General features: G+C 69.8%; 22 protein-coding genes. 12 read left to right on the top strand and 10 right to left on the bottom strand.

Features of this window, described 5'->3' with window-relative positions; all coding sequences use genetic code 11:
- Positions 1–76 precede the first annotated feature (76 nt).
- Entirely contained in the window at positions 77–799 is a 723-nt protein-coding gene (locus tag WMF24_RS44340) for a hypothetical protein (protein ID WP_437733527.1), read from the bottom strand.
- Positions 800–2,200: 1,401 nt separating this feature from the next.
- Between WMF24_RS44340 and WMF24_RS44335 the strand changes: the two genes are divergently transcribed.
- The 5 genes from WMF24_RS44335 to WMF24_RS44315 all read left to right on the top strand — a co-directional run bounded on the left by WMF24_RS44335 (position 2,201) and on the right by WMF24_RS44315 (position 7,469).
- Complete coding sequence (locus tag WMF24_RS44335) at positions 2,201–3,319, top strand: hypothetical protein (protein ID WP_437733526.1); 1,119 nt, start codon at positions 2,201–2,203, stop codon at positions 3,317–3,319.
- 234 nt (positions 3,320–3,553) lie between these two features.
- Positions 3,554–3,970 carry a peptidase inhibitor family I36 protein gene (locus tag WMF24_RS44330; RefSeq protein ID WP_437733525.1) on the top strand — a complete coding sequence of 139 codons (417 nt, stop codon included), beginning with the start codon at positions 3,554–3,556 and terminating at the stop codon, positions 3,968–3,970.
- Positions 3,971–4,292: 322 nt separating this feature from the next.
- Complete coding sequence (locus WMF24_RS44325; RefSeq protein ID WP_437733524.1) at positions 4,293–5,003, top strand: hypothetical protein; 711 nt, start codon at positions 4,293–4,295, stop codon at positions 5,001–5,003.
- 263 nt (positions 5,004–5,266) lie between these two features.
- Complete coding sequence (locus tag WMF24_RS44320; protein WP_437733523.1) at positions 5,267–6,100, top strand: class I SAM-dependent methyltransferase; 834 nt, start codon at positions 5,267–5,269, stop codon at positions 6,098–6,100.
- A 169-nt stretch (positions 6,101–6,269) separates the two neighbouring features.
- Entirely contained in the window at positions 6,270–7,469 is a 1,200-nt protein-coding gene (locus WMF24_RS44315) for a glycosyltransferase (protein ID WP_437733522.1), read from the top strand.
- Between the two features lie 66 nt (positions 7,470–7,535).
- Here the strand turns inward: WMF24_RS44315 and WMF24_RS44310 are convergent, their stop codons facing one another.
- Positions 7,536–7,931 (bottom strand): winged helix-turn-helix transcriptional regulator, encoded by a 396-nt coding sequence (locus WMF24_RS44310; protein ID WP_437733521.1) that lies wholly within the window; start codon positions 7,929–7,931, stop codon positions 7,536–7,538.
- Between the two features lie 91 nt (positions 7,932–8,022).
- On the opposite strand from WMF24_RS44310, the gene WMF24_RS44305 reads away from it, so the two are divergent.
- On the top strand, positions 8,023–8,826 hold the full coding sequence (locus WMF24_RS44305) for an SDR family oxidoreductase (protein ID WP_437738929.1): 804 nt from the start codon (positions 8,023–8,025) through the stop codon (positions 8,824–8,826).
- 177 nt (positions 8,827–9,003) lie between these two features.
- On the opposite strand, the gene WMF24_RS44300 is transcribed toward WMF24_RS44305, so the two are convergent.
- From WMF24_RS44300 to WMF24_RS44290, 3 genes are all read right to left on the bottom strand, one after another.
- Positions 9,004–10,134, bottom strand: a complete 1,131-nt coding sequence (locus WMF24_RS44300) for a sugar ABC transporter substrate-binding protein (protein WP_437733520.1) — start codon at positions 10,132–10,134, stop codon at positions 9,004–9,006.
- 274 nt (positions 10,135–10,408) lie between these two features.
- Positions 10,409–13,036, bottom strand: a complete 2,628-nt coding sequence (locus WMF24_RS44295) for a transglutaminase-like domain-containing protein (protein WP_437733519.1) — start codon at positions 13,034–13,036, stop codon at positions 10,409–10,411.
- A gap of 455 nt (positions 13,037–13,491) precedes the next feature.
- Positions 13,492–13,650, bottom strand: a complete 159-nt coding sequence (locus tag WMF24_RS44290; protein ID WP_437733518.1) for a hypothetical protein — start codon at positions 13,648–13,650, stop codon at positions 13,492–13,494.
- A 254-nt stretch (positions 13,651–13,904) separates the two neighbouring features.
- Here WMF24_RS44290 and WMF24_RS44285 point away from each other — a divergent pair, with 254 nt between their 5' ends.
- The 6 genes from WMF24_RS44285 (at position 13,905) to WMF24_RS44260 (ending at position 19,894) form a co-directional block, all read left to right on the top strand.
- Positions 13,905–14,060: a hypothetical protein gene (locus tag WMF24_RS44285; protein WP_437733517.1), complete on the top strand. Its 156-nt coding sequence runs from the start codon at positions 13,905–13,907 to the stop codon at positions 14,058–14,060.
- A 50-nt stretch (positions 14,061–14,110) separates the two neighbouring features.
- Positions 14,111–15,418 carry a sensor histidine kinase gene (locus WMF24_RS44280; protein ID WP_437733516.1) on the top strand — a complete coding sequence of 436 codons (1,308 nt, stop codon included), beginning with the start codon at positions 14,111–14,113 and terminating at the stop codon, positions 15,416–15,418.
- 401 nt (positions 15,419–15,819) lie between these two features.
- On the top strand, positions 15,820–17,001 hold the full coding sequence (locus WMF24_RS44275; protein ID WP_437733515.1) for a cellulase family glycosylhydrolase: 1,182 nt from the start codon (positions 15,820–15,822) through the stop codon (positions 16,999–17,001).
- 320 nt (positions 17,002–17,321) lie between these two features.
- Positions 17,322–18,461, top strand: coding sequence for a PAS domain-containing protein (locus tag WMF24_RS44270; protein ID WP_437733514.1), 1,140 nt, complete (start codon positions 17,322–17,324; stop codon positions 18,459–18,461).
- 43 nt (positions 18,462–18,504) lie between these two features.
- Positions 18,505–19,017, top strand: coding sequence for a VOC family protein (locus WMF24_RS44265; RefSeq protein WP_437733513.1), 513 nt, complete (start codon positions 18,505–18,507; stop codon positions 19,015–19,017).
- A gap of 67 nt (positions 19,018–19,084) precedes the next feature.
- Positions 19,085–19,894 carry an AAC(3) family N-acetyltransferase gene (locus WMF24_RS44260; RefSeq protein ID WP_437733512.1) on the top strand — a complete coding sequence of 270 codons (810 nt, stop codon included), beginning with the start codon at positions 19,085–19,087 and terminating at the stop codon, positions 19,892–19,894.
- Positions 19,895–19,962: 68 nt separating this feature from the next.
- Here WMF24_RS44260 and WMF24_RS44255 read toward each other — a convergent pair whose 3' ends face one another.
- From WMF24_RS44255 to WMF24_RS44235, 5 genes are all read right to left on the bottom strand, one after another.
- Positions 19,963–20,361 (bottom strand): hypothetical protein, encoded by a 399-nt coding sequence (locus WMF24_RS44255; protein ID WP_437733511.1) that lies wholly within the window; start codon positions 20,359–20,361, stop codon positions 19,963–19,965.
- Between the two features lie 63 nt (positions 20,362–20,424).
- A complete protein-coding gene (locus WMF24_RS44250) occupies positions 20,425–21,171 on the bottom strand; it encodes a class I SAM-dependent methyltransferase (RefSeq protein WP_437733510.1) in 747 nt (248 codons plus the stop codon).
- A gap of 67 nt (positions 21,172–21,238) precedes the next feature.
- Positions 21,239–21,715: a GNAT family N-acetyltransferase gene (locus WMF24_RS44245; RefSeq protein WP_437733509.1), complete on the bottom strand. Its 477-nt coding sequence runs from the start codon at positions 21,713–21,715 to the stop codon at positions 21,239–21,241.
- A gap of 48 nt (positions 21,716–21,763) precedes the next feature.
- A complete protein-coding gene (locus WMF24_RS44240; RefSeq protein ID WP_437733508.1) occupies positions 21,764–22,420 on the bottom strand; it encodes a hypothetical protein in 657 nt (218 codons plus the stop codon).
- A 243-nt stretch (positions 22,421–22,663) separates the two neighbouring features.
- Complete coding sequence (locus WMF24_RS44235; protein WP_437733507.1) at positions 22,664–24,403, bottom strand: ABC transporter substrate-binding protein; 1,740 nt, start codon at positions 24,401–24,403, stop codon at positions 22,664–22,666.
- Positions 24,404–25,040 lie beyond the last annotated feature (637 nt).

The following is a 25,040-nucleotide window of genomic DNA, read 5'->3' as shown; positions in this document are numbered from 1 at the left end:
CCTGGGCCGCGCTGCGGCGGCGGCGCGTAGCGCTGCAATACCTGGTCAGGCCCCCAGGGTAGCGGGCGCGCAAATTCTATGCATCATCGCCATCCGCCTCTTCATCGCTCCCTACCTGCATGCGCGTCACCTCGCCAGCGGCGACGGCGAGAACGGTTTGCGGCACCCCCTCTGCGCTGGATTCCGCAGTTCCTTTTACATACGCGGCGATCGCAGCGAGCGCCTGATCCTCCGTCACACGAGTATGCTCGACGATCTCGGCGACCTCGGCGTAGTCAGCATCGGCCTCACTGGGGGAGAATTGCACAATCGACTGCGCGTCAGCTGCTTCCCCATTCACCTTGCCGCTCGCCTTCGGCAAGGGTCTTCTCGCCATTCGGTTCGAGATGATATCCAACGCGATCCTCTGAAATTCGGAGGACGAGCGCATGATACCGCTGTCACCCACGACAGTGACTAGGTTCTTACCGTGTCGAACTGTGAGAGAGCCTATCGCAGCCGGCAGCTCCGGAGGCTTATCGGCCAGCGGCTGAGATCGCATCCAGAGGAACAGGCCACCCAAAAGGACCGCGCCGCCGAGGGCCACGACAAACCAGGCCAGAAGGGCAGAATGGGGCGCAAGCGCAGCGAGGCACACGCCAGCAATGACGACGATGAATCCGGCGAAGACAAAGGCGAGCAACACCACCTGACTGCCGCGCGCCCTACCGCTGAGACGCGCGCCCATCGTGGCTCTGGCGAGGACGGGCGCATGATTCGTCGCTTCGCGCGAATCTCGATTCGGTCTCCTCGGCTTCATTGTCAAAGCACCGAGAGGGTTCCATTCGGATGGTACGTAGGTGCGAACGGTACGACGTGCGCTGACATAGGGGCCGCCGGGTGAACCACTCCAGCGCAGTGATTGTACAACTTGATAGCACGCATGGCGGTCACCGGATGAACCACTCGAGTACCTGGAGACAGGAAGCACTGCGTCAGCGCGAAGTTGCCCGTCTGGTAGGTAAGCGTGCAACTATCAAACCTGCACGACTTGAAATGATATCCATCCAGAGGGACGACCACGTTGTTGTACCATCGACCCTCGACCAATGGAAACATATTCTCCTGCAGAAACCGCACGAGAGCCTCGATGTTCATCTTGTCTTTGTCGGTCATTGGCCTGTCCTCGTTCTGAAACAAAGAAGCGGGCACGAGAAACGCCGATCAGCCCGATATCGTCGCGTCAACGGCGAGCCACAACATATGATATTTCTATTCGGGGCGCTCACGTTCATTGAGTCGAGGCCAACGCCAGAGCGGTGGCGGCGAACGCCGCACTCGAGTTCGGCGAGGGCGCCGAGGTCTTCCTCGCCGAGGAGCGGCAGGCCGCGACCCTGGCTCGGCGCGAGGAGCAGATCCGCCACGTCGGCCCGGCGGCGCGGGCAGCCGGTCCGCGCGAGCTTCGCGAGCGTGCGGCGGTCCCAGGCGTGGCGGATCGGCGAGCGCTTGGCCAGCGCGGAGAGAGCCTCGGAGCAGCTATGGACAGCACTCATCGCCAGGTAATTCTCTGGAACGGATCACCCACCACGCTCCAGGTACCCACGTGGATGCCTCCTGGGCGGTCCGGTCGTGTGAGGTGGCTCGGGTTGTTCTGGTGGGACGGGTCCAGTGTCGCCGGGCGGGGGCAGGTGTCAACCCCATCCGGTCCGAGCGGCTCCTCTCCGCGGCTGGATCATCGCCGGGCTTTCGCGTCGCGGTGGGCCCGGGCGCTCGAGCATTCTCAGTGCGTCCTGCGGGCGCAGCCCGTGTCGCTGGACGCGGCGAATGCGGCGGCTACCCCGACCCGGGTCGCCCCGACACGGGTCGGGTTGCGGCGAAGATACGGTCGAGACCTTCGACCCCGGCCGGCTTCGCGCCCGAGATGAGCAGGACGGCGACCAGCACGCTGGACACTCGGGAGGGGGGCGCCACCGTTCTGTACCTCCTGCGCAGAGAGCAAGCGCCCACAGCGCGGGAGCAGTGAACCGTCGCGCGATCGACGGCCGTCGGCCTCTGCGTCGTCACCGCTCCCCCTGCGCCTGTTCGCCCGCCTGCCGCCTCCAATCCCCCCGCGCCCGGCTCGTCGCCCCAGCGTCGTTTTTTTCACTTGCACTGCACGCGCGTGGGTCCAGGTGCGCGCATCTGCGCCCGTCGCGCCGCGCGGAGTGATACTCTCCGGGTCATGAAAAGCCCCCATTTCGCGACTCGTCTTTGCGCCGCGCTCTCGGCCCTCTGGCTGCCCGTCATCGCATGTTCGGCGGGCGGCGGAGACGGCAAGGGCAACACAACGGGAAACGGCGATGGCGGCCAGAGCGCGGGCGGCGTCGGCGACGTCAGCAGCAGCAGCAGCGGGCTTCCCGACGATTTCGGGCTGTCGACCTCGGGTCCGGGCGGCCAGCCGCCCGTCGACGCCGGTCACCAGACGACCTGCGATGAAGAGGGCAACTGCACCTGCATCAACATCGCGTCGATCGGCCACGAGGGCGTCTGGGGTCCGTGCAGCAGCGACAGCACGACGGCGCTCCAGGACTGGCTCAACACGCAGAGCACGGCCCAGGTCGACAACTACAACAGGGAGAAGCCCACGCTCACGCCGGAGTTCCTCGCCAGGTACGACGTGATCATCCTTCAGTGGATGGTGACGAAGGGCGCGCAGAACGACGACGGGGAGCCCTGGCAGTTCACGGCGGACGAGGTGAACGCGCTCAAGGACTGGGTGAACAACGGCGGTGGTCTCATCGCGCTGAGCGGCTATCAGTGCAATGGACAGGGGTGCACCATCCACGACGTCACGGCGACGAACCAGCTCCTCTCGTTCACGGACATCCAGTTCAACGCCGACGGCGTGCTGGATCCGGCGCGGAGCGGCTGCCCGAACTGCAACTGCTGGGGCGGCCCGGTGCCGCTCGGCGGCCCCCTGCCCGGGAGCGTGGGCACCTGGAACCAGGACACGCCGATCGGCAAGGACATCCAGAGCGTGGGCGCCTACATCGGTCGCTCGATCAAGTCGACGACCGCGACCGTCGATTCCACCGACGGCACGAACAACTTCGCGGTGCACGAGGAGCTCGGCAAAGGCCATATCGTCGCGTACGGCGACGAGTGGGTGACCTACTCGGGCCAATGGCGCGGGACGGCGGAGTGCCTCAGCCCCCAGATGTACACGGACCCGAACAGCCCCTGCTTCGAGAAATCAGCGGCGCAGGTCTTCCAGATCCCCCAGTTCTGGTACAACGCCGTGAAATACGCGGCGTCGTCGGTCGAGTGTTTCACGATCGAGGATCCGGCCATCATCAAGTAATGCCGGGTGATTGTACGGCGAGCACGCGCCTCGCGTGCGAGCGCGCAGCTCCGGGAGGTCGTCGTTCGGCGGAGGCCATCCGGGAGGATGGGAGATTTCCAGGGACATGCGAGCCCGCGTGCTTTCGTGTCACATCCTGACAACAACGGCCGAAGGCCGGGAATGCATGGTTCGCCTCCGGTGCTTGGTGCCTCCGCAGTACCTGCCCATGGGTGGGCAGGAGGAGGAAACCACATGCACTCACTCGAGAAACTCCAGAACCTCCGTCGTTTCACCTCGTCTCGCTCGCTGGGCTTGCGTGCCCTGGTGGGCGCCGGCCTCCTCGCGGCGGCAGGCCTGCTGCTTCCCGAGGTGGCCTCGGCGCAGGAGGACTCCGTTCCGTGCCCGTTCGACGGCGTGCTCTGCCTCTTCGAGGAGGAGGGCTACGGCGGGGAGATCTTCAACGTCCGGGCGCTGAACCCGCAGGTGGGCACGTGCGTCAACCTGCCGGAGCACGGCTGGGAGGGACGCGCGCACTCTGCCTACAACACGAACGGCGCCGCCGCCGCGATCTTCACGAACGAGGACTGCATCGGCTACCCGTACCCCGTCTTCGGGGAGAGCGGCCTGAGCCCGCTGCCGTTCGTCCCCAAGAGCGTCTACGTCTTCTGACGCCATGATCGTGCGAAGGGCGATGGGCATCGCGGCCATCGCCTGACGCACCCGGGAGGCGGCGCGCGGGCCGCGAGGTCGCGCGTCGCCTGGGCGTCGAGGACCTCGATCCGGACGTCGACGTCATGGGCCCCTCGGCGAGATCGTCGACGGTGGGGCCTTCGAGCGCTTCGTGCGGGCCGTCTTTCTCGGGCCAGGTCCGGCGCTGCCGCGCCGATGCGCGAGGCGTCAGCAAGCGCTATACCAGGAGCAGGCGCGCTGCCGGGCGCAGGCGCCGGCACCCGGGCCGCCGGGTGGCACCGCTGTTGCTCCTGTGAACCCCATGGAGATGAACGTGCCAGTCCTCGATACCCCGTCCCCCAGGGCCACCGCGCATGCCCCGCAGCGCGGCAGGCTCGCCATGCTGGCTGCGCTCGTCGCGCTCGCGCTCCTCGGCGCGACCGGGTGCGCGGCCGAAGTCCACACAAGGGCCGCCGCGCCGGCGACCGTCACGTACGAGGAGGTCACGGTGTACGAGGAGCCGGTCGTTCACGTCGCCGCGGCGCCGGCCTACATCGAGACCTACCCGCGCGTGTACTACCGCGGGAGCTACGTCTACTACGTGGACGGCCGCTGGTACTACCCGTCGCACCGCGGCTGGGTCTACTACCGCCACGAGCCGCGCGCGCTGGTCCGCTACCGCGTCGACTTCGACGCACGCCGAGCCCATCACCACCACCGTCACCACGAGCCCGTGCGCCGCGGCCACGTCCACCACGAGCCCGTGCGCCGCGGCCATGTCCAGCACGACCACGCGCGCCGCGGCCATGTCCAGCACGACCACGCGCGCCGCGGCCACGTCCACCGCGCCCCCGCGGCCCGGCCGGCGACCCCGGCTCGGCCTGCTGTCAGGGTCAGGGCGGGGGCGACGGTGAAGGCGGACGCCAAGGTCAGGGCGGGGGCGGCGGCGAGGCCGGCGCCGGACAGGCCGACGAAGCAGCGCCGTGAGGAGCGCCGGCGGCACCACGCCGAGGAGCGGCGGCACGAGCGCTGACAGCGGCCACGCCGAGCGCGCGCGGCCGCGCGCCGGGCGCGGACATCGCGTCCGCGCCGACGACGAGGGGGCGCAGCCCCCGGTGCATCGAAAGGCACGCCAGGGCCACCGAAAAGGCCGCACAGGACGGGCTGCTCGGCCCGTAGCACGCTCTCCTCCTATCGGACGGGCGCCCGTCGGGCGCCGGCGCGCCGCGCGCCTGACGGCGATGCTCCGGACGAGGCGCATCCTGCGGCCCGCTCCGATGGAAAAGGGTCTTTCCCATGCCTGATCGAGCTGCCTCCCCCGCCATCCACGACGAAGCGCGCTGGAACGCCATAACGGCCGACTACGAGCGGTGGGCCGAGCCCTTGACGGCCCAGTTCGTGCGCGCAGCGCTGTCGCTGGCGGGCGGGATCGAGCCGGGCGAGCGCGTGCTCGATGTCGCGGCCGGGACGGGCGCCCTGGCGCTGGCCGCGGCCGAGGCGGGCGCGCGTGTGCTCGCGACCGACTTCTCGCCCGGGATGGTGGCGCGCCTGCGAGACCGACTGCGGCCCTTCGCGGGGAGCGAGGCGCGCGTGATGGACGGGCAGGCGCTGGAGGTGGAGGACGCGACCTTCGACGCGAGCTTCTCCGCCTTCGGGGTCATGCTGTTTCCCGACTGGCGGCGCGGCATGGCGGAGCTGGTCCGCGCGACGCGGCCCGGAGGCCGGGTGGTCCTGACGACCTGGGTGAACCCCGAGGGCGCAGGCCCGTCGCCGCTCTTCCTGCAGGCCTATCGCCACACCTTCCCGGAAGCGACCATCCCCCCGCCGCCGCCGGGCATGTCGGTCCTCTGCTCGCCGGAGAGGCTGAACGCGGAGATGGTCCGGGCCGGGTGCGGCGAGGTCGTCGTGCGCGCTGTCGAAGGCGCCTGGGACGGGCCTTCGGTGGACAAGGTCATGGAGAGCCTCGATCTGATCCTTCGCTTGATGCCGCTCCACGCCGCGCTGGACACCGATGCACGCGCCCGGCTGAGCGGCCCGTTGCGAGCCGCCGTCGAGGCCTGTGTCGCACCCGGCGGAGCCGTTCGCGTCCCTGCGATCGCGAATGTCGCGATCGGGCGAAAGCTCGGCTGACGGACGTCTCGGGGCTGAACGGATGATCCGTATTTCAGGCGCCCTCGCCTCGCGTCCCGTGCCAGCATGTATACCGGATCTCGGGCGATGATACGATGAAAAAACGCGCCCTCGGTGCCAACGTCGCCTCCGTCATCACGCGACGCGCGTGGTGGAAGGGAGAGAGACGATGCGAGTATTGCTGACGGGCGTGGGGACTCGCGGGGACGTGCAACCCGTTGTGGGCCTGGCCGCCGAGATGCGGCGTCGCGGGCACGACGTGAGGCTGTGCATTCCGCCGAACTTCATCGACTGGGTGGGCGCCCTGGGGTTCGAGGCGACCCCGATCGGCATCGCCATGCGCCCGCCGAGCGGGGCCGCCGCCGCGCAGGCCTCGCCGCCGACGCCGGAGCAGATCCGCGCGCTCGTCGCGCACCTCGTGAGAGACCAGTTCGACGCGACAGCGTCGGCCGCCGAGGGGTGCGACGCGATCGTGGCCGGCGGAGCGCACCAGTACGCCGCGCGGTCCATCGCGGAGCGGCTGGGCATCCCGTGCGCTGTCGCCGTGTACGCGCCGGTGGCCCTTCCGTCGTCGGATCATGCGCCCGGCGGGGAGCCCGGGGGCGACCCGGAATCGAACCTCCGAGGCTGGCAGGGCGAGTCGCGGAGCTGGAACGAGCGCCTCCTCGAGCGGCTCAACGACAACCGGGAGCGGCTGGGCCTCGCTCCGCTGAGCGATGTCCTCGGCCACGTCCTGGGCGAGGCCCCGTGGCTCGCGGCGGATCCGGTCCTCGGGCCGCTGCCGGCGACGCCCGGCCGAGAGGTCACGCCGACGGGAGCCTGGCTCCTCCCCGACCCGACGCCGCTCGGGCCCGCGCTGGAGGCGTTCCTCGCCGCCGGCGAGCCGCCCGTCTACGTCGGCTTCGGCAGCATGCCTGCGGACCAGCAGACCGGCCGCACCGTCATCGAGGCCGTGCGGGCGACGGGGCGCCGCGTGGTCCTGTCGCAGGGGTGGGCCGAGCTCGCTCGTGTCGACGACGCCTCGGACTGCACCGCGATCGGCGACGTCAACCACCAGGCGCTGTTCCCGAGGGTCGCCGCGGTCGTGCACCACGGCGGGGCCGGAACGACAGCGACCGCGGCGCGCGTGGGCGTCCCGCAGGTGATCGTCCCGATGTTCTCCGATCAGCCCTACTGGGCCTCGCGCGTCCGGGCGCTCGCGCTCGGGACGTCCGTGGCGCGCGGCGCGCTGAGCGCGGAGTCCCTCCTGGCCGCGCTGCGCGGCGCCCTCGATCCATCGGTCGCCGCGCGCGCGGCCGCGATCGCCGGCGCCGTGGCGGTGGATGGCGCGGCCGTGGCCGCGGACCTCATCGAGCGGGCCGCCGCGTGAAGCTCGGGTGATCGCCGCGCCCGGCGCATCGGGCGCGCGGGGCGTCGCGCTCCATCGGGGCAGCCATCACGAGCGCGGATCGACAGGAGCGGGCGCGCCGCGCTTCGCTGCCCATCGCAGCAGCGCGTCCAGCGCCGGGCAGAGCGCCTGTCCCCACGCGGTGAGCCCGTACTCGACCCGGGGCGGCACCTCGGGGTGCGTGACGCGCCAGATCATCCCGTCGCGCTCCAGCTGCCGGAGCTGCTGCACCAGCATCTTCTGCGAGACGCCGGGGATCGCGCGCTCGAGCTCCGAGAAGCGCTGCACCCTCCCTCCGAAGAGGTGAAAGAGGATCACGAGCTTCCAGCGCCCTTTGACGAGCTGGAGGGCCTGTTCGACGCGCTCGGCGGCGATCTCGGGGGTGGCCGGCTCCTCGTACTCACCTTCGGGTGCGTACCCCACTTTTTCGTGCGTTCTTGTCACCCGATGAGCCTAGCCCAACGTTGCGCGCGAGGGGCCGACGAGACGGGCCTCGGGCCATCGTCCCCCAGGAGGAACATCGCCCATGCGACAGATGAACACGCCCCGAAGATTCTCGATCGATCCCGAGGAGTTCGCCGGCAAGCGCGCGCTCGTCACGGGGGGCACCAAGGGGGCGGGCGAGGCCATCGTGCGCCGCCTCGGCGCCGGGGGCGCCGTGACCGTGACGACGGCGCGCTCTGCGCCCCCGGCAGGCCAGTCGTCGAGCGTCTTCGTCCAGGCCGACCTCACCACGGCAGCGGGAGTGGACGCCGTCGTCCGCGCGGTCCTTGGCGAGCTTGGCGGGATCGACATCCTCGTCCACAACCTCGGCGGCTCCTCTGCGCCGGGCGGCGGCTTTGCGTCGCTCATCGACGACATCTGGCACGAGGAGCTATCGCTCAACCTCATGGCCGCCGTGCGCCTCGATCGCGCGCTCCTCCCGCACATGATCGCGCGAGGCTCGGGGGTCGTCCTCCACGTCTCGTCCATCCAGCGCCGGCTCCCGCTCCACGACGCGACGATCGCCTACGCGTCCGCGAAGGCCGCGCTGTCCACGTACAGCAAGGCGCTCTCCAAGGAGCTGGGGCCGAAGGGAGTCCGCGTGAACTCCATTGCCCCGGGATGGATCCGCACGACGGCAGCCGACGCCATGGTGAAGCGCCTCGCCGAGCACGCCGGTACGGATGACGACACGGCCCGGCAGGGCATCATGGACGCGCTCGGCGGCATCCCCATCGGGCGTCCCGTATGGCCCGAAGAGGTTGCGGAGCTCGTCGCGTTCCTCGCCTCCGACAGGGCGGCGTCCATCCACGGGAGCGAGCACGTGATCGACGGGGGCACTGTGCCCACCGTGTGACGGCAGATACCAATGACTTGCGAAGCCCGGCCGCTCTGCCGGAGGCAAGCTCCAGGGGCAAGGAGCGCGGGAAAGAGAGAAACCGCAAGGGACCAGGGCCAAGATCGTTTCTTGTCGTCCCCTTGGGCCCTTGCGGTTGCTCTTCCCTTCTGTTGATTCCCTCGGGACTCCCCGCCGCTACTGGTTCGCGCCGATCGCGTCGAGGAAGGCGTAATACTCGTCCACCTTGTCTCCAGGGACCACGTCGACGCCGATGTTCACCCGGCTCGCGTCGTCCAGCATCAGGGGAGCGAGGATCTGTTTTGTCGCGTCGAGGCCGATGTTCTTGATGCCGTAGAGGATGTAGGGAGCGAGGTAGCCCTCGTAGTACTGCCGCTGGGTGTGGGTGGCCTTGATGCGCCCCTCGCGCATGAACTCGACGGTCTTCGGATCGAAGTCGAACGCGACGACGGGGAGCTCCGGCTGGCCCACGAGCTCCGCGAGCATCGCGCACCTGTACGAGATGTTGAACAGGCCGAGCAGGCCAACGACAGGCGGATCCGCCTCCTCGAACAGGGGCAGCATCCAGTCGAGGTCGACCTGGTCATCGGGGCCGAAGATGGCCTGAGTCGCCACGACCGTGTAACCGGCCTCCTCGAGCACAGCCTGTGCCCCCCGCGTCCGTTCGATCGCGTCGGCCCACCCCTCGACGGTCTGGCCGTGGATCATCACCGTGCCTGGCGGCGGGGGCAGGTGGGGGAGCAGGGTCGTGCCTGCCGTGGCTCCGGCAGCCCCGTTGAGGGTCCCGATGTAGAGCGCGCGCTTCTCGACCGCCACGTCGGTGTCGATGGTCACCACGTGGACCCCGTTCGCGACGGCCTCCTCGATGGCCTCTTGCTGGGCGGTGCTGATGGGCGCGACGCCGAGCCCTTCGGCGCCGCCCGCTGCCATCTCTCTGATCTGCTCGGCCTGGAGGGCCTGCGATTCGTCGGCATCGGTCGACTGCACAGTGGGCCCTATCACGTTCCCCGTGACCCCGAGCTCCCCCATGGCCCGGTTCGCCCCCGTCGCGACCGGCGCGAAGAAGCCTGTGATGTTCTTCAGCAAGATCGCCATGTTCATCGGCTCGATCGGGCTCTTGTTCATCTCCGCGACGAGGTTGTCGATCGTGGCCTCGAGCTCCACCGGAGTGAACTCGCTCTGCAGCGTCGGCGCTCGTATGAGGGGCGTGCCCAGCTCGCCTCCGTCGGCGCCCTCGCTCGATGCGCACGCCGCGGTCATCAGCGTCACTCCGAAGACCGCCACCCGACATCGCGCCATCGTGCTCATGAGCCCCTCCTCGCCCGTAGCTCGCTCGATCGCATCCTACGAAAGCGATTTACCGCTCACGCTACGGCGCCGAGGATCGCGCCGTCAAGGGAGATGTGGAGGTCTCCTGAGGACCGGGTGTGAGAATGCGGACTTCGTGACACCGATGCGATGCGGAGCACCATGGCCGGTGTCCGTGTCCGGAGCTCGCTCGATGTCCGTGGATGGCGGCCCCTGGGCCGCGAGGTGGGCACGGCGGCGAGCGTGGATCCTTCAGCGAAGGTCCCGCACAGGCTCAGTACTGAAGGTCAAGGACGTACTGAACCGAGTCTCCGAGCTTCAGCCTGTCGTCCGGATTGGGGGAGGCGTCATCCGGCTGGCCATGATCGTGGAAGACGACGACGTACGACTCTCCCTCGGGAAGGGGATACGTCGTCGCCCGATCCGCGCAGCGCACCGGCACGGAGGCGGGCCACCTCGGGTCCATCCCGGGCTCGTTCTCGACAGGGGGGCTGTTGGGATCGACGTAGGGCCCCACGCAGAGCACGGGCTGCAGGGTGTTCCCGCCGCCCGGCACCGTCCTGACCGAGACCGCCCTCGCCCCGGTCGTCGCCTTGCTGATGCGATAGACGTCCTTCTCGCCGCGCCCGAGCAGGCCCGTGACGCCGCTCTCCGTCAGCCAGAAGTCCGGTCCGGACCCGTACTCGGCGTCCAGGGACAGGACGTCATCCGCGCCGACGTCGTCCGTGGGGCCGAGCGGATCCCAGGTGACGAGGTTCGTCGTCGTGCCGCGGGGCTTGTACCCCGTGAGCACGAACGTCGCCCTGCCGTACTGCGCCCTCGTCGCGATCGCCTCCGAGTAGCGGGTCCAGAGGAATTCATACGGGGTGCTGCCGGAGGCGTCCGGATTCGTGGCATCGAAGACGTACCAGGGATCGGTATCGCTGTTCGGGCTCGAGCTGCTGTTCTGCGTCTTGCCGCCGTGGTGGGGCACGGTCGGGATGTACGCCTCGGTGAAGAAATGGTTCCCCCAGCCGCCGAGGTTTCCGTCGCTGGAGACGACCCGGGAGAGGACACCCGCGCTGCGGGCGATGGCCGCCAGGACCGGCGCGTAGTCGTAGCACTGGACGCCGCCGATACCGTCCTCCGAGGTGAGCTGCGTGCCGGGCTTCCCGTACTGGAGCGACTCCGCGGGATCGAGCCCATCGCTCAGGAAGATGGACGACACGTCGCCCAGGTTCGTCGCCTGGCTGTACCGGTAGCGCTGCGTGACGAGGCGATACAGCCGGCGCATCGTCTCGAGCTCGCTCGTGGTCCCCTGCGCCGCCGCGACCGCGTGATCCAGGAACGAGAACTCCGACTCGTCCGTCGTCCGGCGGAACGCCGCGGTGAGCTTCGTGTGCACGTAGTACGGCGGCGACCACTCGTACAGCACCGTGAAGTTGTCGCGGATGTTGTCCTTGTCGCTGCCGTACTCGCCGTGCAGATCGACGCCGTCCTCGTCCTCGTCGTAGGCGTACGTCTCGAGCTCCGCCTTCGAGATGGCGCCGCCGGCGACGAGCGGATAGGGGTTGTGGATCACGTAGAACACGACATCCTGGCCGATCCGGGCGCCCCAGGGGGTGGAGGCGCGCACGAGGTAGCGCCCGATGGGCGCGTCGCCCGGCACGGTGATCCGCCAGTGCTCGCGGTTCCGGCTGGAGAACCCGCCGTTCGCGAAGATCCCTCCCCTGTAGTCGAGCTCGGACGGCAGCGACTTCGCCCAGGAGACCTCGGCGCCCGTGGCGTCCGAGATGATCCGCAGCGTGGCGTTCTGGGTCCCGTTGAGGCTCGAGTCCTCGACGGCCACCGAGAAGGTCGTGCCGCGGCGGACGGGCGGAGGACGGACCCCGTTGACGACGGTGGCGCCCTGCGCGAAGGCGACGCCCTCGCTCCAGGCGTCGTAGTCGCCCGTGCGCATCGCGCCCTGGTAGAGGAGCTGGACCCGGTCCCAGCTCGTCTTGGCGGCCGTCGGCGCGAAGCTCTTCTCGCTGACGCCGAACCAGAACTTGGCGGGGTTGTAGCTGCTGGCGCTGAGCGAGAACTCGAGCGTGTGCTCCGCTGCGTTCAGCTGCCCGAGCGGGAAGTTGTAACGGCCCTGATCGAACCCGCGGCGGTAGAGCAGGTTGCCGTTCAGCTTCACGTTGTCGGCGTGGGCGAACTGGCCGGGATCGGTGTTCCGGTAGGCGCCTCCCTTGAGGAACACCGGGGACGCCGAGCCATCCACGGCGACCCTCGCCTTGACCTGCACGGCGGCGCTCGGCGGGTCGACCCACACGATCTTCAAGGAGCTCGCGGTGACGTCGGTGGCCTTGAAGCTCAGCGTGCGGCCCGCGTTCGGGGCGACGTACCTGAACTCGAAGCGATACCAGCCCTGGCGCGAGCTGGAGAGCTCGTAGGTGTGCTGGCCGCTCTGGTTCGCCAGGTCTTGCACGACCTGGTCCGGCTCTCCCGGGCGCGAGGTGACCCTGACGGACTCGAACCTGTGGCTCGTGTCCACCTGCCCCGTCGCTGTCCTCGCGGCGAGCTCGAACCGGATCCGCTCACCGTTCGCGTCGGGTTGATAGACGTGGACGATCTGCGAGAAGGTCCCCGATGCGGAGAACGTCTCCTCGACAGATTTCATGTAGACCCTGCCGGGGACCTCGAGGGCCCGGAGGGGGGCGAGCGTCTTCTGGAGAGCCTCGTCGGGGATGTTGGGAATGCTCGCGAGCTCCTGAGCGGACGTCTCGACAGGGGCCTCGAGCGCGAGCTCGTCGTCGGCGCATCCGACCACCGGGCCGAGGGCGCCGAGGAGCAAGAGGGCCAGCGCGTCGCCGTGGCGGGCGGCGCGCCGGGCGCGACGAGACGTGACGGGCGTCGACGAGATGCTTGTGTCGATCATGATGCCTTCCTCGGAGATGCTGGACCCCGAGCGCGGGGGGCGGGCGTACGGCGTGAGGAGCCCATCGCAGCAAGCCAGCTCGCCCGCGGGCGCGGTGCCCAGCGTGGAGTAGATCCGACGGACATCTGGAATATTGTAAATACATTTTCCAAATCGAATGCTGCATATCCATCATGCATCGTGTGCATCTCGCCGCCATGGCGTCGCGCGGTCGTGTGCTCCGCAGCGCCGTCCGCCGCGCTGGCGCGGGCCACAGCGCGCGGGACCGCCCCGTCGACGCGTCGGTCACGGCGTCGGAGGCGCGCCCATGCCGCCCTCCGGCGCGGCGCCCGCGCGCTCCAGCCTCGGTGTCCTTGACGCCGCGGGCGAGGCGTCGGATACGCTACCTCATCACGAGGAGCGATGGCGCCGCGATGGGGTGCGCAGCGCACCCACCCGCGGATCAGCCCGAGTCGTCAGGCGATGAGCACCTGGACTGTATGGTCGAACCTGGATCGGAGCGAGGTGACGCTCGTCCACGGCGAGCAGCCGCCGCGCGCCGCGGATGGCACCCCCACGCCGGGGGCGGAGACGTTGTTGTGGAAGATCGAAGCGGCCACCCACGAAGAAGCCATGGCCGTTCACCACCTGCGCATGGGATGGGAGCCCTACAGACCTGTGGGCGACCCCGAGCCGTGTCCACGTTGCAGCGCCATGTTCTATCCTGAAGGCAGCGGCGCGTGCTGCTGCGGTCACCGGTCCACATGAGCGACGTCGCGGCGGCCCGGCCACGACGCCGGGCGCGCAGCGCCGCCGATCCCTGCTGACGCCCCCGTCCCCTCGGCGCGACCCACCCGAGCTTCATCGACGGCGACGAGCCCGAAGCCGGGTGAGCGAGAGCTTCGGCGAGGCCAGGATGAAGCGCCTGGTCGCCCTCGAGCGCGCCCGCGATCCGGAGGATTTCTTCCGGATGAACAGGAACGTCAAACCGTGGTGCTCCAACGAGCGCGCGGACAGGAGAGGATCGACCGGGCGACGAAGGTGACCAAGCCAGGCCTTGTCGGGGGCGGGACCGGGCGTTAAACGAGGTCCCAGATGGACTCGAAGAGCCCTGATGACCCGGCCCGCTCGGGCGGTCAGGAGCTGAGCTTCCGGGAGAACCACAGCGCGCAGCGCGTCCTGCGCGCCGTCCAGGAGCTGTGGCGCGCGCACGACCTCCAGAGCATCGCGCGAATCGCGACCCGGGCCGCCCGGGAGCTCACCGGCGCCGACGGCGCGTCCTTCGTCCTCTGTGACGGTGAGCTCTGCCATTATGCCCAGGAAGACGCGATCTCCGCGCTCTGGCAAGGCAGGCGGTTCCCGATGTCGAGCTGCGTCAGCGGGTGGGTGATGCAGAATCGAGCGCCGGCGGTCGTCGACGACATCGCGCTCGATCCCCGGATCCCCATCGACGTCTACCGGCCGACGTTCGTGCGGAGCATGGCGATGGTACCCGTCCACGCCCGCGCTCCCCTCGGGGCGATCGGGAGCTACTGGGGCGCTGCGCACACGACGACGGCGCACGAGCTGGCGCTGCTGGAGGCGCTCGCCGACGGCGCCGCGCTGGCGATGGAGAACGTCGCGCTCCGCGAAGGCGCGGAGAATGCCCAGGCGCGGACGAGCGAGATCGAGGCGACGACCCGCGAGCTCGCGGAGCAACATCGGGCTCTCGCGGACAGCCAGCGGCAGAACGGCGCGCTGAACGAGCTCGTCGCGCACGACCTCCGGAGCCCTGCCGCCGGCATCATGCTGATCGCCAGGAGCCGGCTGCGCGATCCGGATCTCCCGGAGCGGGAACGGCGCCGCTGGAGGACGGTGCTCTGCTCGGCCGAGCTCATCCAGCGCACGGCGATGAACCTGCTCGACGCCTCGAGCAGCCAGCCGGGGGCGCTCGTCCCTCGGCTGGATGAGCTCGATCTCACGGCGCTGCTCGAGGAGGTGGTCGACATCCTGGAGCCGCACGCCGCCTCGCGTGAACAGCGCATCGAGCTCCGCCGCGGCGCGCCCCGGGGCTGCCGCGTCCGGGCCGACGGCGACCTCCTGCGCCGGGTGCTGCAGAACCTCGTCGACAACGCCCTCCGCCACGGCCCGGCGCGCGGCGCCGTGCGCGTCGAGGCGCGGCGGCTCGACGCGCGCTGGGTGGAGCTGGTCGTGCGCGACGAAGGCGCCGGCATCCCTGTCCATCTGCGCGACCGCATCTTCGACAGGTACGCCCGGCTCGATGGGCGGGGCGCCGGCAGCTCCGCCGGCCGAGGCCTGGGGTTGACGTTCTGCAAGCTGGCCGTCGAGGCGCACGGCGGAACGATCGAGGTGCGCGACAACGACGGCGTGGGGAGCTGCTTCCGCGTCCTGCTCCCGGGGTGACGCGTCGAGCGCCCGCGCCCCCCATCAAAGCCCTGGACACTGAACCGATTAAGTGCTCTCCTGTCTGCGCTTTCTTCGCACCTCGGCCCCTCTCGTAGCGGGGTAGCTTGCGCGCGGGTCGCGCAACCGGGCGCGCGGTTTCCTGGTCACTTGTAGACCCGCAGACGGAACAGGTTCTCCCCTCGCCCGGCGTCCCTCCCGGACCTGGCCACAGGGGTGATCCGGGCGCCGTTCGCGGTGCCGCGCGGCATGCGAGACCTCTTGTCGACCTGCAGAAGAGTCGCCGTGAGGTCGCGCACGATGGAGGCCATACGTCGCCAGGTGCAGTCAGCAGAGAGGCAAGGGAGATCACGATGCGCGTACTTCATCGATCGGTAGCTGGCTGGGCCGGAGCAGCCCTCATGGCGCTCGGCCTCGCGGTGGGTTGCGGGGACGACACGGGCGACCCGCAGGGCTCGGGGCAGGACGCGACCGGAGCGGGCGGGGGCACGTCGGGCGCAGGCGCCACCGGCGCCACGTCCGGCGCAGGCGGCGACACCTCGGGCAGCGGCGCCACGACGGGCAGCGGCGCCACGACGGGCAGCGGCGCCACGACGAGCAGCGGCGCCACGACGGGCATGGGCGCCACGACGGGCACCGGCGGCGGGGGCGGCGATGTGACGGAGTCGACGGGGTTCACGGTGCGCGGCCGCTTCCTCCACGACCGCTGCGGCGAGAAGGTGCTGCTCCGCGGCATCAACGAGATGGTCGTGTGGCTGCCGGGGGCCGACGGCTTGCCGGAGTTCGAGGAGATCGCGAAGACAGGCGCCAACGCGGTGCGCATCGTGTGGCTGACCACGGAGCCCGCGGCGGGCCTCGACAAGGCGATCACGAACGCGCTCGCGAACAAGCTGATCCCCATCGTCGAGCTCCACGACGCCACGGGCAAATGGGAGCTCCTGCCCAGCCTCGTCGACTACTGGACGAGCCCGGATGTCGTCGCCGTGATCCGGAAGCACGAGCAGAACCTCCTCGTCAACATCGGCAACGAGGTCGGGGACGTGGTGGACAACGCGGCGTGGGAGGCGGGCTACAAGCAGGCGATCACCCGGATGCGCGAGGCCGGCATCACGGTGCCGCTCGTGATCGACGCGTCCAAGTGGGGGCAGAACATCGACCAGCTCCAGGCCGTCGGCCCCGCGCTCGTGGCCCATGATTCCAACATCCTGCTCAGCGTGCACATGTGGTGGACGGACGGGAGCGCGGGCACGATCACGAGAGAGCTGCAGGAGTCCGTGTCGCTGGAGCTGCCCTTGATCGTCGGCGAGTTCGCGCAGCACGCCGTGTACGAGTGCAGCAAGCACCCGTTCGATTACAAGGCCCTGCTCGAAAAGAGCCTCGAGCTCGAGGTGGGTTGGCTCGCCTGGTCGTGGGGAGCCGCAAAGAACGGCGACTGCGAGGACGACGGGCCGTTCGACATGACGACCGATGGCACCTTCGCGGGCCTCACCGGCTGGGGCCGCGAGGTCGCGGTGACCGACCCGAACAGCATCCAGAACACCTCGGTGCGCCCGCACTCCATCGAGACCGGGGCCTGCCGGTAGCGCGACGCCGGCGGCGCGACGCGACCCGGGCGCCGCCCGGCGCACGCGGATCGAGCCGCCAGGTCGCCCCTCACAGCGTTCGAGCTCAGCGGCGGCGATCGCGACGCCATCGACCGCGCGAGCCGAAAGCGCGGGATCGGGGCGTGGTCCTTCGTCGAGCCGGCGCCCAAGGCGGCAGAAGACCCCTTGCGCGATGCGCCCCCCTCCTGGAAAAGTAACGCCATAAACAGCGACTTATCCATGCAGCGAAGGGACCGCCTTCGCCCCCGCGGCCCGCCTGCGGGGGCCGGCGCCCGGAGCTCCTGAAGATGGCAGAATCCATGCACACTCTCGCCCGATCGCCGCTCGCGGTGGTCCAGTACGGCCTGGATCTCGCGGTCACGGAATGGAACGAAAGCGCCGCGCGGCAGCTCGGCATCCCGAGGCAGGACGCGATCGGCCGCCCCGTCGCCGAGCTGCTCCCCACCCCCGAGGACGAGGGGCTATGGCGGCGGCTGCTCGACGAGGACAGCGGGGAGCGGCGCCTGCGCCACGCCCGCGGCGACGGGGGCGAGGTGGTGTGCGCGTGGGCTCACCACCGCGTGCTGGATGCGCGCGGCGAGGCGGCCGGCGTGCTGTGCATCGGCCGCGACGTGACGGCCGAGATCGAGGTGCTCCGGCGCCAGGCGGAGCAGCAGGAGATCCTCCGCGCCGTCGTCACGAACCTCGACGTCATCGTATGGGCCTCCGACCGCCGCGGCGTGTTCACCTACGTGGACGGCAAGGGCCTCGCGGCGTCGGGCGTGAAGCCGAGCCAGCTCGTCGGGCGGAGCATCTTCGACGTCTACAAGGAGCACGAGACCGTGGGGCTGCGCCGCGCCCTCCAGGGGGAGCAGCTCCACAACGTCTCGGACGTCAACGGAAAGCCGATCGAGAGCTGGTTCGTCCCGATCGAGGACGAGCGCGGCGAGGTGGACGCGGTGGTCGGCATCACCCTCAACCTGACCGAATCGCGGCGCGTCGAGCAGGAGCTCCGGGAGCGGCTGTCGCTCATCGAGCGGCAGCAGCAGGTGATCCGGCAGCTCTCGACGCCCATCCTCCAGGTCTGGCGCGGCGTGCTGGCGCTCCCGATGATCGGCGTCGTCGACAGCGCGAGGACCGCGGACGTGATGGACAGCCTGCTCCAGGCGGTCGTGCGCACCGGCGCCCGCTTCGCGCTCCTCGACCTGACCGGGGTCGACGCTGTCGACACGAAGACGGCGAGCTACCTCGTCGATCTCGTGCGCGCGATAAGGCTCCTCGGCGCCGAGGGGATCATCACCGGGATCCGGCCGAGCGTCGCCCAGACGGTCGTCTCGCTCGGGCTCGACCTCGCCGAGATCACGACGCTCTCCGACCTCCAGGCGGGCCTCAAGCACTGCATCGGGCGCACGCTGAGCGAGGAGCGAGCGCGCGGCGCGGGATCGCCCGGCGCGCGGTGAGCCCGGCCCCTCCATCGGTCGGACCTGGGCTATCGTGATCGCCATGAACCTCGCCGGAATTGCCCACATCCAGCTCTCGGTCACGGACTTCCCGCGCAGCCGCGCCTTCTACCGCGCGCTGTGCGAGCACTTCGAGATGCAGTGCCAGTACGACGATCCGGGCGGCGAGGGCGAGCGGGCCATGCTGTATTACATCGGCGGCAAGACCGGCGTGTTGATTCGCCCCGTGAACCCGGAGTACGCCGGCGCCCGCTTCCACCAGTACAGGCCCGGCCTGCACCACCTGTGCTTCCGCGCCCGCAGCCGCGAGGACATCGACGCATTCCACGCCTTCTTCGAGAGCACGCTGGCCGCGCTCGGCGGCAAGCTCGTGCAGGCGCCGCAGGAGGGCGCGTGGGCGGCCGGATACTACTCGATCGTCTTCGAGGATCCGGACGGCATCCGGCTCGAGATCAATTACGTCCCCGGAAAGGGCAACCTGGCCGAGGGCGTCACGCTCCCGTTGCCCGCGCGCGTCCCGGGGGGTGTGCCCGAGCAAGGACCCGAGGACGATTGAAGAGGCCACGGGCGCGCAGAGGGGGCGTCGCTGGCGCCGGAGCGGCCCGTGATGGTAGGCCTCTCGCATGCGCGAGCCGAGCGTGAGCCAGGTGGTCGCCGAGCTGCGCGCGCTCGGCGTGAGGCCGGGCGGCGTCCTGCTGGTCCACACGTCCTTCAGGGCGGTGCGTCCGGTCGAGGGCGGGCCGCTCGGGCTGCTCCACGCCCTGCGCGCAGCGGTCGGGGACGACGGCACCCTCGTGATGCCGACGATGACCGACGGACAGAGCGTGTTCGATCCCCGGTCCACGCCGACCTCGGGCATGGGGATCACCGCCGAGACGTTCTGGCGTCAGCCCGGCGTGCTCCGCAGCGGCCACCCCGGCGGCTCGTTCGCCGCCGCCGGCCCCCAAGCCGAGCGCATCTGCGCGCCGCAGCCGCTGTCACCCCCGCACGGGCCGGACAGCCCCCCGGGCCGCGTCCACGCGCTCGGAGGCCAGGTGCTGCTGCTCGGCGTCACGCACGCCGAGAACACGACGCTCCACGTGGCCGAGGCCATCGCGCAGGTCCCCTACGCGGTCGCGCACCCGTGCGTGATCGAGGTCGACGGCGTGGCGCGGACCGAGATGGTCCAGGAGACGGACCACTGCTGCCGGCGCTTCGCGCTCGCCGACGGCTGGCTGCGCGCGCGGGGGCTGCAGCGAGAAGGCAGGGTGGGCAACGCCCACGCGCGCCTGTGCGCTTCGCGCGATCTCGTCGCCGTGGCGGTCGAGCACCTCGCGAAGGACCCGCTTTCGTTCCTCTGCCCGCGCGGCGAGGGCTGCGAGGAGTGCGACGCGGCGCGCGCCAGCGTGCCGGCGGGTCGAGCCCGCGGAGATCATGAATCCAGGCTCCGGTAGACGACGTGCGCGACGGCGCTCACGCGCGGCGAGATGCGTGGCTCGTCGTCGGCACCGGTCCGCGTCGGCTACGTCAGCTTCCGGACGCCCACCGCCGCGATCGCCCCGCCGATCGCAAGGGGGAGAAGCAGCTTCCAGGAAAACTCGGCGCGTGTCGCGTGCGTGGCGTTGATGTAAAACACGATGCCGGAGAGCAACGTGATGACGCCGCCGACGATCAGGCAGCAGTAGGCACCGAGCCTCTGCCAGAAGGAGAGCGTTGGCCTGGGCACGGTGGCCGCCGGCGTGAGCTGAGGTAGCGCCACACGCCGCAATGCGACGAACGCGGCCGGGGCTCCGATCCAGAGGAGACCAAAGCCTTCCAGGAGTGGTATCCGAGAGAGCGCGCCAGCCACTGCGAGTCCGAGGATCGCCGCCGGCACATCCCAGAAATGCAACGTCGGATTTCTTCCGCTTTCACTTGCCATGTTCATCTCCCTGCCATGAGCGCGGGCAAGGAAAGGCCCGCGAAATCTGCCCCGACTGATGCCTCATGCGAGCTCGGCAACCAGCAGTCGGTGCCCGAGGTCGAGCTCGGGCAGGGACCGGAGATGCCCGTACTTGCGTTCCCAGGCGCCCGACTCGAGGTCGGCCCGAAGGGACGCAAGGCCCTCCGCGAGGTCATGCTCCCTCGCGAGCGCGAAGTTCGAGATGTTTCGGCGGACCTCGCTGTCGAGGTACATCTCGGGGCGCCCCCAGTATGCGGTGAACAGACCGTCGACGCAGTCGCGAGGCAGCCGGACCGGGAGCGCCCTCACCGGCCGGAGCTCGTCCTGGATAGCCTCGACGATCGCAGAGATCCTTCGCGATGGATCGAGCGAGGGGAGATAGTCCTCGGTCAGCCAGAAGGGAGAACCGCTCTTCGCGTCCCGTAGAAAGATCACGATCCGCTTGCGCGCGACGCGACGAAGCTCCCGTAGCCCAGCCCGCAGGTCGGTCCAGTGCTGGACGGTGTTCACGGCCAAGGCTGCGTCGAAGGCGCCGTCACCGAGCGGCAGGCTCTCGGCGCTGGCCCGGATCACCGGCGCGGAGCGCGGCGGCCGCTGGGCGATCATCGTCTCCGAGGGCTCGACCGCGAGCACCTCTCGATCGGTCGGCTCGTACGCCCCGGTGCCCGCGCCCACGTTGACCACCGACCTCGCGTCGCCGAGCGCCTCGTTGATCAACGCCGCGATCCGCGGATCCTGTCCGCGCGTCGCGCCGTAGCTTCCGCCGATGCGGTCATAGAGCGAGCTCATGTCGTTCGGTCCTCACCACGATCGTGATCGCGGGGCGCACGCAGCGACTCGTTTCCTCGGAGCTCCCTCAGAGCGTGCACGCCATGAACCGTGTGCCGGGAACTGGGTTATGCCGGTAGGGCGGGACCTCTTCGAACCCGAGCGCGCGGTACATCGCAGCTGCCTGGGTCATGGAGGGGAGCGTGTCGAGGTAAATGCGCCGATAACCGATCTTCCGCGCCTCGTCGAGCACCCGCTCGGCGAGCATGCGCCCGAGCCCGGCGCCGCGCTGCCCTGGTTGCACGTAGAGCCGCTTCATCTCGCAGGTCTCCGAGGTGATCGCCCGGAGGGCGGCACACCCGCGCGGGATCTCGTCGACCGTGGCGAGCAGGAGCCTGCCGGACGGCGGCGCATACGAGCCCGGCAATCCGGCGAGCTCGTCGGCGAACCCCTGGAAGCAGAGGTCCACATCGAGCGAAGCCTGGTACTCCAGGAAGAGCGCCCGGACCTGCTCGATCTGCTCTGTGCCGTGGGCGTACTCGATCTCGATCATCGCACCTTTCACCGCGCGAACGTCGGCGCGTCCCGACGTTGCCCCGTTATCGGCCGAGCTTCAGCGCACCGGCTCGTACTCGAAGGTGGCCGTCGAGCCAGCGGCAACATCATACGAATCCCCGAGCACCCGGAGCCGGTAGAGCGCAGCATGCTCGGCATCCCACACAAGCAACCCGAGCCCGATGCGGTACGACTCGTCGCTCACATGGATCGATGTCGCGCTCAGGTAGGCGACAGGAGCCCACTCGGAGCAAGCAGCCACGTCGCTCGGGATGTCCGCCAGGCTGGCAAAGGACGTCCCCACCTCGCAGATTGAGCCGTCCGCAGGAGACCGAAGCGCGATCACCCTCGAGCTCTGGACACCGAGGTCTCCAGCATCGGACACGGCCCCATCCGAAAGGCGCACGTGTTCGCCGATCTCGCCGATGCCCTGCACCGCCAGCGTGACAGTCCTTGGCCACGCGGCAGTATCGGAGGGCGATGTCGTCCCGGGTTCGTCCTCTCCCTCCCCGATGGTCGAGCCGGGTTCGTCCTCTCCCTCTCCAACGGTCGAGCCGGGTTCGTCCTCTCCCTCTCCAACGGTCGAGCCGGGTTCGTCCTCTCCGATCACGGCCCCTCCACACCCCACGGTCACCGCCAGCAGCGCGAGGCATGCTCCAGTGCACAGCCGGCCGGCGTATGTTCTCGGTGTAGGCTTCATCGTCGGCGTCTCCATCTCTCTTCAGGACCGCTCGGCCTGTCCAGGTCTGTTGGTCGTGGCGGGACAACGAGAGCCCGCGCAAGGGCCTCCGCGCCGGCAGCAGCACGCGAGGGGAGCGCTGCGTCGAGCTCGGACCCACCACGTCGTTCCGCGCCCACGCATCGCATCGTGAAGGGATAGCGTAATCGACGGCCACCCCGCCCTGTCAAGGACGCCGCACAGGCGCGTACGGGCTGCACGCCGGACGAACGCGCACGCCTACGGGGCCGGCCTCGGCCTGAGCTCGGTGAGCACGAGCAGGTAATCCGGCGGGCTGCTGGGCGACAGGTCGGCGTAGGGGTTCTCCGGGCCTGGAAAGCCGATGAAGCGGCGGGTGTTCGACTCGCCGTACGACGGGCTGAGGAAGAGCGGGATCGCCGGCGCGGTCTGCACGAAGAGCATCTGGAGATCGTTCGCGATGCGCTTCCGCTGGGCCGGATCCGACGTCGATGCGAGCGCGCGGAGGAGCCTGTCGGCCGCTTTGCTGCCATAACGGTGCCAGTTCACCTGCGCCAGCTCGCCGACGGGCTCGACCCCCTCGGAGCCCATGAGATGACGGTACAGATGGTAGAGGTCGGGGCTCGTATCCGACCAGCTCATCGATAGATCGAAATTGCCCCGCTGGAGCGCGTCGAAGTAGTCCTGGAACGCCATGACCTGGAGCGTCACGTCCACGCCCAGCCGCCCCATCTGCTGTACCACCAGCTTGCCGGCGTAGATCCAGTCGCCCCAGCCGTCGACCACGTGGAGGTCGAGGCGCAACGGCGCGCCGCCCTTCGCGCGGCGCCCGTCCTTCCCCGCTACATAACCCGCCTTGTCGAGCAGCGCGCTCGCCCTGGCCAGATCGAGCTTCACCCAGTCGCCGGCCGCGACGGCCTGTGGATTGCGCCATCGAGCGTGGGCGTCGCTCAGCCCGGTCGCGTCCACCGCGCGGCTGTGGCCGCTCATCGCCAGCTCGGCCATCTGGTCGCGGTCGAGCGCCATGCTCAGCGCCTTGCGCACACGCACGTCGTCCAGGGGCTTCCGCGTGACGTTCGGATAGAGCATCACCGCTCCCTGGACGAGCGGGAACCAGTAACGGGGATGCGCCGGGTCCTTGTCCACGAACGTCCTCTTGATATCCGGGACGAAATTGCCAGCCCAGTCCACCTCTCCCCGCAGGAGCGCCGAGTTCGCCGCGCCGATGTCCGGGTACGCCGGGAACCGGAGCCCTGCGACCGCCGGCTTGCCGGGTTGCCAGTACCTCGGATTCCGGCCGAGCTCGTAGACTTTGTCGGTGAAGACCTTCACCTCGGTGAAGGGCCCTGTCGCCACCGGGTGCTCGTTGTCGAACGTCAACGGGTCGTCGACGTGCTTCCAGATGTGCTCGGGCACGATCGGCTGGTGCCCGATGCCGGCGAGCCCGGGGACGAAAGGACGCTGGAGCACGAATTCTACCGTGACATCGTCCAGCGCATGGACCGAGGCGACGAACATCCAGACGTCGTGCAGGTCGAGCACGCGGTGCTGCCTGAGCAGGTCGAAGGTGAACGCCACGTCCCTCGCGGTGAAGGGCCGGCCGTCGGACCAGCTCACCCCGCGGCGGAGCGTGAACGTGAGCCGTCGGTTCCCGTCGCTCCACGTGTAGCCTGTCGACAGCCACGGCGCGTAGTCGTCCCGCATCCTGTTGTAGACGATCAGCGGCTCATAGATGCCCGCCGTCGTGGGCCAGCGAGCGAGGGCTGGCGCCAGCAGCGGATTGAACTTCCGCTCCCATGAGGGGTACATCTCGGCCGCGACCGTGAGAAAGCCGTCCTGCCCTGCAAGGACCGGCGCGCTGCCGTAGGACGGCGCGCTCGCCGCAGAGGCGCCGGCCGGCGCCGCTTCCTCGATCGAAGGGGACGAGGACGCGGCCTGCGGCCGAGGCGCCGCCGCCTCCCTGCCCGTGAGCCCGTCGCCGCACGAGGCGGCAACGCACATCGAAACAAGCAGCGCCGGAATTCCGAGCGCCGGCCGTGACAAGGTCGTCATTCTCATGAGGTCGCGTCCCTTCGATATCTCGCCGGTGCGAGCGACGTATCACACCACCGCACGAAGACGGTAGCGCCGAGCCCGGGCGCGACGCGCAGGGACGGCCGACGCGCGCCTGCTCCCGGCCTCTGCTCGCCCCGGCGCTGCTCCAGCGAGCGGCGCCTCCCGTGGCCCGTAGCGACATGGCCAGCGCACGAGGCGCGCCGGGACGGATCGCCGCGCGCGGCGATGCCGCTGCGCTGTTTGAGCAAGCGCTTGCTCAAGATGCGCGGCGCTGCGCAGCCGCCTCTCGCCCCCCTCGCCGCGAAGAGAGGCCGCCGGCGCCGCGGTATGCGGCATTTCGCGCGCCTGGACGGTGCAAGCGCCGGAGGGACAACGCCCCGGAACGCCCCCGGAGCGCGCTGGAACGGGCCGTGCAATGCGCGACGCGCAGCCACCGGAGCTCGCTGCGCACGGTGCTCCCGACGCCCCGCGCGCCTCGCCAATTCCCACGTTCGGGCAGCGCGCGCCGGACGCGCCGCGACGGAGACCGGCGTCGAGGACGCACGGAGGCTGCGCTCTCACGCCGAGATCCATCGATCGGCAT

The sequence above is a fragment of the Sorangium sp. So ce1335 genome, from assembly GCF_051521615.1.
Classification (GTDB): Bacteria; Myxococcota_A; Polyangia; order Polyangiales; family Polyangiaceae; genus Sorangium.
The sequence above is the reverse complement of the archived record's forward strand: the minus strand, read 5'-3'. Positions and strand labels throughout refer to the sequence as shown.